A 14181-nucleotide genomic window follows, 5' to 3' on the forward strand; every position below is an offset into this window, starting at 1 on the left:
GGGGCGCGAGCGCGGCGCCAACATCAGGACAGCCGCGCAATCGCCTCCGCACGGATCGCTTCGGCCTTGACCTTCAGGCGCAGCGCGATGTCGGCGCCGCGCTCATTGGCAACGCGCTCGATAAACGCCATCCGCAACGGGTCGCACAAGGTGGCCACGTGCGACGCTTCGCAGAACATCCTCCATGCCATCGGCTGGCCGGCGTATTCGTCACGGCGGCGCAGCATCGCGGCATCGATCGCGGCGGCGATCCGTGCATCGCGCACGATCACGGCATCGGGCTGGGCGGCAAAGTTCTGGAACATGGCGGGTCTCCCGGTCGGCAAGTCTGAACGCTGCGTTTCAATCGTGTTCACCGATCCGAATCTGCAAACCACATGCCAGACGCGAGGCTGCCGGGCGCGCGCCATACCATTGTTTCAATCGTCCACCCGCCGTGCCGCAGCCACCGGTCGTTCCAGCTTTCGCCACCCTACTTCGGGCGGGCGCCGGGGCGCACGCTGGCACCGCTCAAGACGTGCCGGGCAAAACAAAAAAGGCGTTACGGGTTACGTAACGCCTCTGGATTTGCGCGTGACATCGCTCATGCACGTGCGCCGTCGAGGAAGGGGTCGAAGCTGCGGGCCGGGTCAGCCGACACGCCTGCCTTGTCCAGTCCGGCCACAAATCGTGCGCCGTCCGTATAAGGATCGGCGTTGCGGGCGCCGTCAAGGTAAGGATCGGCCTTGCGGGCAGGCTCGGCGGACACGCCTACCTTGTCCAGGCCGGCCACTGTGCGTGCGCCGTCGGAAAACGGATCGGTTTTGCCAGCGCGGGCGCCGTCCGTGAACGTGTCGTGCGTGCGGAACTCGTAGCCATATTTGTCGGCAGGCACCGACGTACGGAACTCGTAACCGTACTTGTCGGCGGGCACCGACGTGCGGAACTCGTAGCCGTACTTGTCGGCGGATACCGGGGCGGCCTGGGCGGCGCCAAAGGCGGCCAGCGTGAGGACGAGGGTCGAAGCGATCTTGAGGGCGCGGGTCTTGGTCATGATTTCTCTCCGAAAATATTCAAAAATTTAAGCGTTCAGGTTCGATGGCTGCGGCATGCGGCCGGGCTTGGTTCTTGTTGCCTTGCCTTGGCTGCGTTACGTTGCGTGCCGTCCATGAACAGAACTATAGCGATCGCCTCACCACTGAAAGTGATGCGTTTGCGGAGAAGTTGTTCAATTTTTTTGAATTTTTGAGCAAGCCGTCATACGCCACGAGGCTGCCCGTGCGGCGCACCTGTGCTGCAATGCGCTACAGTGACGCGCATATTGGCTATCTGACGGCACAAGCACCGTCCGCGCCCCCGCCATGCATCGCCCAAGATTTTCCTGTTTGCCCGCCGCCTGGATCCGGACCGCCCTGCTCGTCCTGATGTTCTGCAGCACTGCATACGGCGCCAGCACACCGCTGCTGGCCGCTGCACAGAAAGCCACAGCCCCCGCATCGGCGCCGCCCGCCGCCAGCCAGCCGCTGGCGCAATCACTCGATCAAGTCATCAACACGCTGCAGAACGATGCCGAACGCCAGACGCTGCTGAACCAGTTGCAGACCATCCGCAAGGGACTCGACGCGTCGGCCGTGCCGGCCAGCAGCGCGGCGGCTCCCGGCCCGGGACTGATCGGCGCCGTTGCGCAAGCGCTGCAGGAAATCGACAAGACCCCGCACAAGGACAGCGGCCCATGGCACTACTGGCGCTGGCGCATGCAGTTTGCCGGCGAGGAATGGCAGGAAGCGGTGACGATCGGCCAGACGCGGTCGGCCATGGAATCGCTGCGCGAATTCGGCATCGTGCTGGTGGGATGGGGCCTCACGGGATGGCTGCTGCGCGAGCTGTCGCGCCGCCTGCACCGCAACCGCCTACGCAGCGCCCGCCCGCCGCGCCTGCCGACCGTGCCGTCCTGGATCGACGTCGGCATCTATTTCCTGCGCCGAATCGGCCCGTGGATCGTGGCATTCGCGATCACGGTACTGCTGGCCGGCCATGTTTTCGGGCGCACGCCGGCCAGCATCGGCGCCGTGCTGGTGGCCTATGCGATCGTGGCCGGCGCGGTGATGTCGGCCGTCTGTCAGGTCATCTTTGCACTGTTCCAGTCTGGCCACCGCAAGCATGCCGTGCGCGACCTGCTGCTCCATTCGCCGATCCTGCTGTTTGTCACCGGCGCGCTGGCGGCGCTTGGCGAGGCCCACACGGATACGCGCGTGATCACCGCGCTGGGCGTCAACCTGTCTGCCCTGACCAGCACGTTCGCCAACATCCTGGCCGCGATCCTGATCGGCGTCTTCACGGTGCGTTTTCGCCGCGCTGTCGGCCAGTTGATCGCATTCCGCCCGTTTCCCTATCGCCAGGAACATCCTGCCGTGATGGATCTGCTGCATATGGCCGGTCAGGCCTGGTATCTGCCGATGCTGGCGGTGGTGGTGGCGTCGGTGGTCGGCACGATCATGGCAACCGGGCATGCCGATGAGTTCCTGCGCCGGGCGGTGATCACCGTCGCCCTGTTCGTCGGGGCGATGCTGCTGACGCTGGTGGTTGGCCGCTCGCCCAAGGCCACCGTGCGCGCCCCGCGCCTGCGCGACCGCCGGCGCTCGGCCTATCTCCGCCGCTTCGGGCGCTTTGGCCGGGCGCTGATGCGCGTGGTGATCTGGGCCGCCTTCCTGGAACTGAACGCGCGCATCTGGCATACGTCGCTGATCCGGCTGGCCGAATCGACACCGCTGGCGCGGCACATCACGCAATCGATCCTCGGCGCGATAGGCGTGGTGCTGTTGGCATGGCTGATCTGGCTGCTGATCGACACGGCCATCACGGAATCGCTGTCGCCCACCAACAACCGCTCCGCGCAGCCCAGCCTGCGCGCCAAGACCATTCTGCCGCTGGTGCGTAACGCGTCGTTCGTCGGGCTGCTGGTAGTGGCGATGATCGCGGTGCTGGCCAACCTCGGCGTCAATGTCACGCCGCTGCTTGCCGGCGCCGGCGTGGTGGGGCTGGCCATCGGCTTTGGCGCGCAAAGCCTGGTGCAGGACCTGATCACCGGGCTGTTTATCGTGATCGAAGACTCGATCGCGATTGGCGACTCGATCGAACTGCCCGATCACACCGGCGTGGTCGAGGGCATGACGATCCGCACCGTACGCCTGCGCGACGGCAAGGGCGCCTTGCACACGCTCCCTTACAGCCAGATCAAGGCCGTCAAGAACCTGTCGCGCGGCTATGCGTTCGCGGTATTCAATATTTCGATTGCCTACCAGAGCGATTTCGACCGCGCACTGGAAATCATCCGCGAAACGGGCGCCGAGGTAGCACGCGACTATCGATACAGCCGCAATCTGCTATCGGGACTCGATATCCTGGGTCTCGACCGCTTCGACCCGAACGGCCAGGTCGTATTGGCGCAGTTCAAGACCCGGCCGCTGATGCAGGCGGAAATCTCGCGCGCCTTCAATGTGCGCCTGAAGCGCAATTTCGACAGCAACGGCATTCGCATGGCCGCGCCGTATGTCACCGTGCAGGTGGATGGCGGCGCGCAGGCGGGGGATGCTGCGACGGCCGCCGCAGCCGGTGCGGGCGCCGATATCGTCACGTCCGCGAGAACCGCGACACCGTGAGACGCAAGCAATGTGGCCAGCGGGGCGCGCCGTGAAGAATCGGTGTCTCATTTGTGCAATTCCCGCGCCGAATATTCATCGCGAAGGCTTTGAAATACCGCTGACACAGCATTACCATCTCGCGGACTTTCGCAATTTGCCGTCCCGCGCTGTTTAACGGCTGCCGCCCCCTCCCTTGGCGGGATATTCCGGGCGCCGGTTTATGCACGATCATCGACAAGCCGCTTTGCCGCAGCCGATCGGGTCCAGCACCGGTTGCGGGCAGCAAAAAACACATAAAGAATGGCCGCGCCTCGCCGTAGCGGCCTTGAGGAAATAAGGCGTTTGCCACCGGGGGAAAAAGAAATGGGCGAACACTTGTCTGCCGACGACGTTTTTTATCGTCTGGTCGATTCCATCTATGAGTCCGCCATGGACGTGGCGGCCATGCCAGCCGCCCTCGACCTGTTTTCCCACTACACGTGTTCGTCGAGTCCGAGCTACCTGATCTGGGATAAGCTCGCGGGTCGCGCGCGCCTTGGCGTCACGCCGCACGGTTGCTTCACCAATGCCAGCAGCATGCCCGAGAGCATGCGCATGCAGCCCGGTCGCGCCCTGATTGGCGCATCCACCGACACCGCGCTGCTGCCCGGTCCCATGCCAGATGCTGCGATGCCGTTCGACTGCGATGGCCTGGCGCACGGCATCCGCCTGCTCGACACCCACGATGTGTGCGTGTGGATGAGCGCGACGCGCAGTTGCGACGACTGTGACGCGCGCAACTGCAGGCGCCGCCTGGCGCAGGTCATGCCGCACTGGGCGCGCGCCGCGCGCATGCAGCATCGCAATTTCGAATTGAGCGGACTGGCCGCGCTGGGGCTGGCCGGGCTCGATACGCTCGATTTCGGCGTGATGGCGCTGCAGGCGGACATGCGCGTGCGCTACGCCAACGGCTGGGCCGAGGCGCTGGTGCAGGCCGATACCAACCTGGCGCTCGATAACGGCGTGCTGCGCGCACGGCCCGAATCGCTGCAGCACGTGCTGGCGGGACTGCTCGACAACGCGGTGCATGGCGGCCGCAACGGCGGCGCGGCGGCAGGCTCGTGGATGCATATCACGTCGGGCGGACAGCCGGTGCCGATCATCGTCATGCCGCTGATCTCGCGGCAGCCCGTGGAAGGGCCTTGGCAATTGCCGATGGCCATGATGCTGCTGGGCAATTCGGAATCGCGCTCTGTGCTGGACGCAGGCGTACTGACATCGCTGTTCGGGCTGTCCAGGAAAGAAAGCATCATCGCCATTCGCCTGGCCGCAGGCGAAACGCTCAACGAGATCGCCGAGCGTGAATTCCTGTCGCCGCATACGGTGCGCGTGCACATCCGCGATACGCTGCGCAAGACCGGCACGCATCGACAGTCGGAACTGGTGCGTCTGCTGCATCTGCTTCCCGGCGTCGATCTGCAACGCGCCGGCGCCAGCTCCGCCGCGCGGCCGCGCTCGGCGCATGCCCGGGCGCGCTGAAGCGCATCACCCGACCCGCACAAAACGAAGCGCCCCGCATGGTTTGCGGGGCGCGTTTCTTTTCCGGCCGCGACACCCGCCACGCCGCGCTGCACTTGCCTAATGGCGCCCTAATCCGCCCTATGCCGCCTTGCGATGCGAATGATGGCGGCGCTCGGGCTTGCACTCATACTTCATTTCCCGCCGGCCATCCTCGTAGGCCACCTCTAGACGTACGGTAAAGCCCCACAGCCGCGTGACATGGCGGATCACCTCGTCGAAGTTCTGTGCCAGCGGCCGCCGATCACTCTGCAAATGCCGCAACGTGAGCGAGCGATCGCCGCCGACATCGACATTGGTGACCTGGATGTTGGGCTCCATATTCGACAGGTCGTACTGATTGGCCAACAACTGGCGGATCTCGCGGTATCCCTCGTCGTCGTGGATCGCGGTCACGCGCAGCTTGCCTTCGCGGTCATCGTCTAGCACCGAGAACAGCTTCAACTCGCGAATCACGCGCGGTGACAGAAACTGCAGCAGGAAGCTCTCGTCCTTGAAGTTGCGCATGGCAAAGTCCAGCGTCTGGCGCCAGTCGCTGCCGGCAATTTCCGGCGCCCAGCGGCGGTCCTCGTCGTCGGGGTTCTCGCACATGCGCCGCAGGTCCTGGAACATCAGGAAGCCGAGCGTATAAGGGTTGAGCCCGCTGTAGTAAGGGCTGTGGTACGGCGGCTGGTAGATAACGTTGGTGTGCGCCTGCAGCAGTTCCAGCATGAACGCGTCATTGACCAGCTTTTCCTCGTATAGCTGGTGAATGATCGTGTAATGCCAGAACGTCGCCCAGCCTTCGTTCATGACCTTGGTCTGGCGTTGCGGATAGAAATACTGGGCGATCTTGCGCACGATGCGCACGATCTCGCGTTGCCACGGCTGCAGCTTGGGCGCGTTCTTTTCGATGAAATAGAGCAGGTTCTCCTGCGGCTCGGGCGGGAACGGCATTTCAGCTTCGGCCGCCTCTTCTTCCTCGCGCAGCGCATGCGGCCGATGCTTGGGCAACGTGCGCCACAGGTCGTTGACCTGCATCTGCAGATAGTTCTCGCGCTCGGTCTGGCGCGCCTGCTCTTCGGTGATCGACAGCTTCTTGGGCCGCTTGTAGCGATCCACGCCGTAGTTCTGCAGCGCGTGGCACGAATCCAGCAGCAGCTCCACCTCCTGCTCGCCATAGCGCTGCTCGCATTCCGCCACGTAATTCTTGGCGAACAGCAGGTAGTCGATAATCGCGTCCGCGTTGGTCCAGGTGCGGAACAGGTAATTGCCCTTGAAAAAGGAGTTGTGGCCATAGCATGCGTGCGCGATGGTCAGCGCCTGCATCGGCATCGTGTTTTCCTCCATCAGATACGCAATGCACGGATTGGAGTTGATCACGATTTCATAGGCCAGCCCCATGTAGCCGCGCTGGTAGCTGCGCTCCGAGGCAAGGAAATGCTTGCCGTACGACCAGTGGTTGTAGCCGACCGGCAGCCCCGCCGACGCATAGGCATCGAGCATCTGCTCGGCCGTGATGATCTCGATCTGGTTGGGATAGGTGTCCAGGCCGAAATCGCCGGCAATGCGGGCAATTTCGCGGTCGTAGCGCTGGATCAACTCGAAGGTCCACTCCGAGCCTGTCGATAGATAGGCCATAGACTTCCCCAGTGACGATTCCCGTATGCGCTGGCCGCGCGATACCGGATTGCTGCTGCGATGCGTGCCCCGCTACCTCGAAGGCCAAGCGGCCCGCTTCTGGAAGAGGTCGTGCAGCACGGGATAGATCTCGTCGGCACCGATGATGCGCTGCATCGCAAAGTGCTCGAACTGACTCTTCACCGTGAGGTACTCCTCCCACAGGTTTTGCGGCTCTTCCGAAGCGACCTCTACATACGCGTAGTACTGCACCAGCGGCAGGATCGATTCGCGCAGCAGGCGGCCGCACAACTCCGAGTCGCCGGCCCAGTTGTCGCCGTCCGATGCCTGGGCGCAGTAGATGTTCCACTGGCTTGGCGGATAGCGGTCATGAATCACTTCCACCATCAGCTTGAGCGCGCTCGAAACGACGGTACCACCGGACTCGCGCGAATGGAAGAAATCCTCTTCTTCCACTTCCTTGGCGACCGTGTGATGACGGATGAACACCACGTCGATGCGTTCGTAATTGCGCTTCAGGAACAGATAAAGCAGCATGAAGAAACGCTTGGCGAGATCCTTGCGGCTTTCGTCCATCGATCCGGAGACGTCCATCAAGCAGAACATCACCGCCTGCGCCTGCGGGCGCTTCTTGAGCACGCGGTTGTTGTACCGCAGGTCGAGCTTTTCGATAAACGGCACCCGGTCGACCTGCGCACGGAGGTGCCGCATCTTTTCCATCAGCGCCTCGGCATGCGCCGAATACGGACCCTCTTTCTCCAGCGTCTCGTTGTATTCGATCTCGAGTTCGTGCAGCCGCTTCAAATACGGGCTCGACAGCGCAATACGCCGCCCGAGCGAGCTGCGCATGGTGCGCAGGATCGACAGATTGGATGGCGTGCCGTCGATGGAAAAACCGGCGCGCACCTTGCGCACTTCGGCAATCTTGGCGAGATGACGCTTGGCCAGGTCCGGCAGCGCCATATCCTCGAAGAAGAAATTCAGAAAGTCTTCGCGCGACAGCGTAAAGACGAAATCGTCCTCGCCCTCGCCGCTGTCGCTGGCGCGCGATCCGGTTCCGCCGCCGCCCTGCTGCTGACGGTCGAAGCTGTCACCCTTGACGAACTTCTTGTTGCCCGGATGGATCCACTCGCGCCGTCCACCCTGGCCGTGATGAAAAATCGGCTCCGTGATGTCCTTGACCGGAATGGACACCTGGCCGCTTTGCTCGATGTCCATGATCTTGCGGCCGGACACCGCCTTCGCCACCGCCTGCCGGATTTGCTCGCGGTAACGCTTGATGAAGCGTTGCTGATTGACAGCGCTTTTGTTGCCGCCGTTCTCGCGCCGATCGATGACCGTAGCCATAAGCCGTTCGCCCGCCTTGTTGAGGCGTCCTCATGAGACCATGAGGACGCCATGGATGAAGGACATCGCGTCCGCAGACTGCCTACGACGACTTCCTGACGCGCAGGTACCACTCCACCAACAACCGAACCTGCTTCGGTGTATAGCCTTTTTCGACCATACGGTTGACAAAGTTCTCGTGCTTGTCCTGGTCTTCCCGCGAAGACTTGGCATTGAACGAGATCACCGGCAGCAGATCCTCCGTGGTCGAGAACATGCGTTTCTCGATCACCATCCGCAGCTTTTCGTAGCTGGTCCACACCGGATTCTTGCCGCCGTTGTTGGCTCGAGCGCGCAGCACGAAATTGACGATCTCGTTGCGGAAATCCTTTGGATTGGAAATGCCCGCGGGTTTTTCCACTTTTTCGAGCTCGTCGTTGAGCGCGTTGCGATCGAGGATTTCACCGGTATTCGGATCGCGGTATTCCTGGTCCTGGATCCAGAGATCGGCAAACACCACGTAGCGGTCAAAGATGTTCTGACCGTACTCGGAATACGACTCCAGATAGGCCGTCTGGATTTCCTTGCCGATGAATTCCACGTACGGCGTGGTCAGGTACTCCTTGATATACGACATCAGCTTGGCTTCCTGCTCCGGCGGAAACTGCTCGCGCTCGATCTGCTGTTCGAGCACATAGAGCAGGTGCACCGGATTGGCGGCCACTTCGGTGTTGTCGAAATTGAAGACCTTGGAAAGCACCTTGAACGCAAAACGCGTGGACAGGCCGTTCATGCCTTCGTCGATGCCGGCGTAGTCGCGGTATTCCTGGTACGACTTGGCTTTCGGATCGACATCCTTGAGGCTCTCGCCGTCATACACACGCATCTTCGAGAAGATGTTCGAGTTCTCGGGCTCCTTGATGCGCGTAAGCACCGCGAACTGCGCCATCATCTTGAGCGTGTTCGGCGAATTCGGCGCCGCCGACAGCGAACTGCTGCGCAGCAGCTTGTCGTAGATCTTCACCTCGTCGGACACGCGCAGGCAGTACGGCACCTTGACGATATAGATCCGGTCGAGGAAAGCCTCGTTGTTCTTGTCGGCCTTGAAGGTCTGCCACTCGGCCTCGTTCGAATGCGCCAGGATGACGCCGTCGAACGGAATCGCGCCAAAGCCTTCGGTTCCCTTGTAGTTGCCTTCCTGCGTCGCAGTCAGCAACGGGTGCAGAACCTTGATCGGCGCCTTGAACATTTCGACGAACTCGAGCAGGCCACGATTCGCCAGGCACAGGCCGCCGGAATAGGAATAGGCATCCGGATCGTCCTGCGGGAAATCCTCAAGCTTGCGAATGTCGACCTTGCCGACCAGAGAGGAAATATCCTGATTGTTTTCGTCGCCAGGCTCGGTCTTCGAGATCGCGATCTGCGCCAGCACGGACGGCCGCAGCTTCACCACGCGGAACTTGGTGATGTCGCCATTGAATTCGTGCAGACGCTTGACCGCCCACGGCGATGGGATGGTATTCAGATAGCGCCTTGGAATGCCGTAGTCCTCCTCCAGAATCTTGCCGTCCTCGTCGGCCGAAAACAGCCCGAGCGGCGATTCATGGATAGGCGAGCCCTTCAGCGCGTAGATCGGAATCTCTTCCATCAGCGCCTTGAGCTTCTCGGCCAGCGACGACTTGCCGCCACCGGGAGGCCCCAGCAGATACAGGATCTGCTTGCGCTCTTCCAGGCCCTGCGCCGCGTGCTTGAAGAACGAGACGATCTGCTCGATCGTGTCCTCCATTCCGTAGAAATCACGGAACGCGGGATAGACCCGGATCACCTTGTTGAAGAACAGTCGGGACAGGCGAGGATCGTGGTGGGTATCCACCAGTTCAGGCTGTCCGATTGCGGCGAGCATACGCTCCGCAGCGGTCGCATAGGCAACAGGATCCTTCTTGCAGATCTCCAGATACTCCTGGATGCTGTATTCCTCTTCCTTGCGAGCTTCGAAGCGCGTGGCGTAGTGGCCAAAAATGTCCATACCTCACTCCCGTCAGAGTCCCACGTCCGAGGCGAAGGTAGTTCTACTCCCCTAAGACCTCGCGGCAATCTTGCGTTCCGCCACCCCGGCTTGGTGGAGTTGCCAAGTTGCGAAGTCCTTACTTCATCATAGTCAAATAACGGCAGATGTGAGGTTGGCGTTGACTGCGGTTGCTGTCTGTTCAGTCACTGCGCTACACACTCATGACGTGCACGCGATGCACTGAAACGCTCGCCTTGCTCACCCCGCTGCGACGGGCCATTGACCATGCTTGTGACACACATTACACCTTTACCGCGCATCGTGCACAGCGTGTTGTGTAACCACATTGCAATTCCAGAATCATCCGACAAGCGCTGTCGGCAACGGTCCTACACGCATGTCATGACTGTGCATCAGCCGCATTCGTTCGGCCATCGTGCAAACGCATGATTTGCAGGTAAAACTCATATCGATCTATGCCGGACTCACGTGCGCTTCAGCGCGTTCGCATCCGCACACCCATCGCGCCGTGCGCGCCGCCGCAAGCGCCAAATCCCCCCACCGGCATCATGGATGGCTAGCGCCTGAATACGACGCGCTGCGACGTATTGCCGCGTCTTGCCTGCCGATGGATTGCCGCTGCTTTCCCGCTCATTCGCAATGCGTCATCCAACCGCACTAGCTTGAGCTCGGCCTGCCGGTCGCACAAATCAGCACTGTCTATGCCCGAGTGCCAACGCGCAATGTGCCAGCGCGCGATTGCCGATCACACAGTCATTCACACGCTTCACACCTCACGCGCACTCGCACACTCGCGCACCGTGTTGGACCACGCAGACCTGACGCGCCCTGGCTCGCGCCGTCTGCCACGCACCCTCCAGGTGCGCAGTCGGCAGATCGCTGGCGCAGCGCCGGCGAATCCAACGTGATGGAAGGAATGAGCAGAATGCGTGCCACGCCGCTTTGCTGCACTGCAACGCGGCGCGGACCGCAGGGGCTGTTTTAGATTGGATCCCAGTTGATCACGTCGGGCGAGCGCTCCAGCTTGAAGAAGCTGCTGCGCATGGCCGGCATGGCGATTTCCGCGACCGATTCAGGCGTCCAGCCCTCGCTGGTGTGCACCGAGCGCACGGGACGCGGCTGGCTCATCAGCATGATTTCATTCGCGCGCACGGCAAAGATCTGGCCGTTGACTTCGCTGGCGGCGGGACTGGCCAGGAACACGGCCACCGGCGCGATCTTGCCAGCTTCCATCTTCTGCAGGCGCAGCACGCGCGCCTTTTCCTCGGGCGTTTCGGCCGGGATCGAACTGGTCATGCGGCTCCACGCGAATGGCGCGATGCAGTTCGAACGCACGTTGAAGCGCGCCATGTCCAGTGCGATCGATTTGGACAGCGCAGCGATGCCGAGCTTCGCCGCCGAGTAATTGGCCTGCCCGAGGTTGCCGATCAGCCCCGAGGTCGACGTCATATGCACATACGCACCGCTTTCCTGATCCTTGAAATAGTTGGCGGCGGCGCGGCTGACGAAGAACGTGCCGTGCAGATGCACGTCGATGACCGATCGCCATTCTTCCTCGTTCATCTTGAAAAACATGCGGTCGCGCAGGTTTCCCGCGTTATTGACCACGGCGTCGATGCGGCCGAACTGGTCGAGCGCGCACTGGACGATGGCATTGGCGCCGGCCCAGGTCGACACGCTGTCGGTATTGGCCACCGCCTCGCCGCCGGCCGCGCGGATCTCCTCGACCACGCGCTGCGCGGGTCCGGCATCGCCGCCCTCGCCGCTCATCGACACGCCCAGATCGTTCGCCACGACCTTGGCACCGGCTGCAGCCATGCCCAGCGCAATACCGCGCCCGATGCCACCGCCGGCGCCCGTCACCACCACTACCTTGCCTGCCATCATTCCACTCATTGCTGCCTCCTTGGCTGCCAGTTTTCCGGATTCGGGAACGTACCCGTTCTATTGCATGGCCGCATAAGATAAATTGGCGCCCGAGATTATGGAATTCATGAATGACAAAAGTGGGCTTCGCGCTCACTGAACCCATGCACTACGACCTGACCGACCTGCGCCTTTTTCTAAACGTCGGTGAAACCGAAAACCTTACCCGCGCTGCGGAACGCACGTTCCTTTCGCTGCCCGCCGCCAGTTCGCGCATCAAGCAGCTCGAGGAAGCGTTCCAGACCCAGCTCCTGATCCGTCAGGTCAAAGGCGTGCGGCTGACGCCGGCCGGCGATGAACTGCTGCGCCACGCGCGTGAAGTGTTCCGCCAGCTGGAATGCCTGCATTCGGACCTGCGGCCCTATGCCAAGGGCGTCAAGGGCCGCGTGCGGCTGCTGGCCAATACCACGGCCACCAATTCCTTCCTGGCCAACGCGCTTTCGCATTTCCTGTCCGAAAACCCGGACGTGGACGTCGAGCTTGAAGAACACCTGTCGGCCGATATCGTGTCGGCCATCGGCACCGGTGCGGCGGACCTTGGCATCGTGGCCGGAGAGGTTGCCACCGCGGACCTCGACACCATGCAGTTGTGCAGCGACGAGCTGATCGTGATCGCGCCGGTCAATCACCCGCTGCCCGCGTTCAAGGCGCTGCATTTTGCCGATCTGCTCGACACCTGCCGCTTCGTCGGCCTGAACCAGTCCTCGGCGATTCAGACGTTTCTGGACCGCATTGCCAGCGGCATGGGCAAGCGCATCAGCCTGCGCATACAGGTGGGCAGCTTCGACGCGGTGTGCCGCATGGTGGAGGCCGGCGCGGGCATCGCCATCGTGCCCAACAGCTGCGCGCGCCGCTACGCCAGCCGCAAGGTGCTGCGCTTCATCCGGCTCGAAGACGACTGGGCCCGGCGCGAACTGCGGCTCGTGCGCCGGCCCGGCCGCGAGTTGCCCCAGTTTGCCGAGACGCTGATCCAGTACCTGGTCGACGCGGCGCGGCAGCCAGTGTAGGCGGCGCCAACGCACTCTAGAACGTCAATCGGCCTTCACGCCGGCTGCCTTGATGATCGGCGACCACTTGTCGATTTCCGACGACAGCCACGTGCGCAACCCTTCCGGCGTTTGCTTGTCTTCGGGCACGATCACCGCGCCCAGGTCCTTCATGCGGGCCACCACGGCAGGATCCTTCAGGGCCACACGCAGCGCGCCGTTGAGCTTGTCGATCACGGCAGGCGGGGTGCCCTTGGGCGCATAGATGCCGTGCCACACCTTGACCTCGAAGCCCTTCAGGCCGCCCTCGCGCAGCGTCGGCGTGTTGGGCAGCGCCGCAATGCACTCGGCCGTGGTCACGCCGTAGAGCTTGACCTTTTCCGCCTTGATATGAGGTAGCGTCTGCGTGGTCTGGTCGCACAGGATATCGACCTGACCACCGAGCAGCGCCGTCATCGCCGGGGCGGTGCCCTGATAGGGAATGGTCTGCAGGTCCACGCCGATTGCCTTCTGGAACAGCATCCCGCAAAGCTGAGAGACCGCGCCGAGGCCGGCATTGGCCAGATTCACCTTGGCCTGGTTCTTCTGGATGTAGCTGACCAGCTCGGCCAGGTTGTTGGCCGGCAGGTCATGACGGCCAAGCAGCGTCATCGGCACGTCCGCCACCTGGCCGACAAACGTGAAATCGGTGAGCGGCTTGTACGGCAGTTTCGAATACAGCGCCGGCGCGGTGGCCATGCCGTTATGGTGGATCAGGATCGTATAGCCATCGGGCGCGGCTTTGGCCACGTACGCGGCGGACACGGTGCCGCCCGCGCCTAGCCGGTTCTCCACCACCACGCTCTGCCCCAGCGATTTCGACATGGCCGCCGCCACCGAGCGCGCCACCACATCCGTAGGCCCACCCGCCGCAAAAGGCACCACCATGGCGATCGGCCGCGACGGATAGGCGTCCGATGCGTGCGCGCGCCCTGGCAAGGCCGTCATGGCGGCCACCGCCAGCGCGGTGCAGGACATCGAGAGCGCGGCGTGGCGCAGACGGGCGGCAATGGGATGGGAAAGCCGGGATGCGGTCATGCGTGGTCTCCTGTTGGCGCGTGTGTCACGCGTCCGGTTA

Annotated in this window: 10 protein-coding genes; 3 read left to right on the top strand and 7 right to left on the bottom strand. The window is 62.6% G+C overall.

Annotation, left to right across the window (positions count from 1 at the left end):
* Window positions 1–23: 23 nt before the first annotated feature.
* Together F7R19_RS15715 and F7R19_RS15720 are read right to left on the bottom strand one after the other, a co-directional pair.
* Entirely contained in the window at window positions 24–305 is a 282-nt protein-coding gene (locus F7R19_RS15715; RefSeq protein WP_150981193.1) for a DUF7696 family protein, read from the bottom strand.
* A gap of 278 nt (window positions 306–583) precedes the next feature.
* A complete protein-coding gene (locus tag F7R19_RS15720; RefSeq protein ID WP_061956940.1) occupies window positions 584–1033 on the bottom strand; it encodes a hypothetical protein in 450 nt (149 codons plus the stop codon).
* A gap of 370 nt (window positions 1034–1403) precedes the next feature.
* Here F7R19_RS15720 and F7R19_RS15725 point away from each other — a divergent pair, with 370 nt between their 5' ends.
* Together F7R19_RS15725 and F7R19_RS15730 are read left to right on the top strand one after the other, a co-directional pair.
* Window positions 1404–3638 (top strand): mechanosensitive ion channel family protein, encoded by a 2235-nt coding sequence (locus F7R19_RS15725; RefSeq protein ID WP_223506346.1) that lies wholly within the window; start codon window positions 1404–1406, stop codon window positions 3636–3638.
* A gap of 345 nt (window positions 3639–3983) precedes the next feature.
* Window positions 3984–5138 carry a helix-turn-helix transcriptional regulator gene (locus F7R19_RS15730; RefSeq protein WP_150981195.1) on the top strand — a complete coding sequence of 385 codons (1155 nt, stop codon included), beginning with the start codon at window positions 3984–3986 and terminating at the stop codon, window positions 5136–5138.
* 120 nt (window positions 5139–5258) lie between these two features.
* On the opposite strand, the gene F7R19_RS15735 is transcribed toward F7R19_RS15730, so the two are convergent.
* From F7R19_RS15735 to F7R19_RS15750, 4 genes are all read right to left on the bottom strand, one after another.
* On the bottom strand, window positions 5259–6797 hold the full coding sequence (locus F7R19_RS15735) for a SpoVR family protein (protein ID WP_150981196.1): 1539 nt from the start codon (window positions 6795–6797) through the stop codon (window positions 5259–5261).
* Between the two features lie 72 nt (window positions 6798–6869).
* Window positions 6870–8144, bottom strand: a complete 1275-nt coding sequence (locus F7R19_RS15740; protein ID WP_150981197.1) for a YeaH/YhbH family protein — start codon at window positions 8142–8144, stop codon at window positions 6870–6872.
* 82 nt (window positions 8145–8226) lie between these two features.
* Window positions 8227–10149: a PrkA family serine protein kinase gene (locus tag F7R19_RS15745; RefSeq protein ID WP_061956922.1), complete on the bottom strand. Its 1923-nt coding sequence runs from the start codon at window positions 10147–10149 to the stop codon at window positions 8227–8229.
* A gap of 984 nt (window positions 10150–11133) precedes the next feature.
* Window positions 11134–12048, bottom strand: coding sequence for an SDR family NAD(P)-dependent oxidoreductase (locus tag F7R19_RS15750; protein WP_061956921.1), 915 nt, complete (start codon window positions 12046–12048; stop codon window positions 11134–11136).
* Window positions 12049–12182: 134 nt separating this feature from the next.
* Between F7R19_RS15750 and F7R19_RS15755 the strand changes: the two genes are divergently transcribed.
* Window positions 12183–13085: a LysR substrate-binding domain-containing protein gene (locus tag F7R19_RS15755; RefSeq protein WP_061956937.1), complete on the top strand. Its 903-nt coding sequence runs from the start codon at window positions 12183–12185 to the stop codon at window positions 13083–13085.
* Window positions 13086–13109: 24 nt separating this feature from the next.
* Here F7R19_RS15755 and F7R19_RS15760 read toward each other — a convergent pair whose 3' ends face one another.
* Window positions 13110–14141 carry a tripartite tricarboxylate transporter substrate-binding protein gene (locus F7R19_RS15760; protein ID WP_150981198.1) on the bottom strand — a complete coding sequence of 344 codons (1032 nt, stop codon included), beginning with the start codon at window positions 14139–14141 and terminating at the stop codon, window positions 13110–13112.
* Window positions 14142–14181 lie beyond the last annotated feature (40 nt).

The organism is Cupriavidus pauculus, assembly GCF_008801835.1.
Taxonomy (GTDB): Bacteria; Pseudomonadota; Gammaproteobacteria; order Burkholderiales; family Burkholderiaceae; genus Cupriavidus; species Cupriavidus pauculus.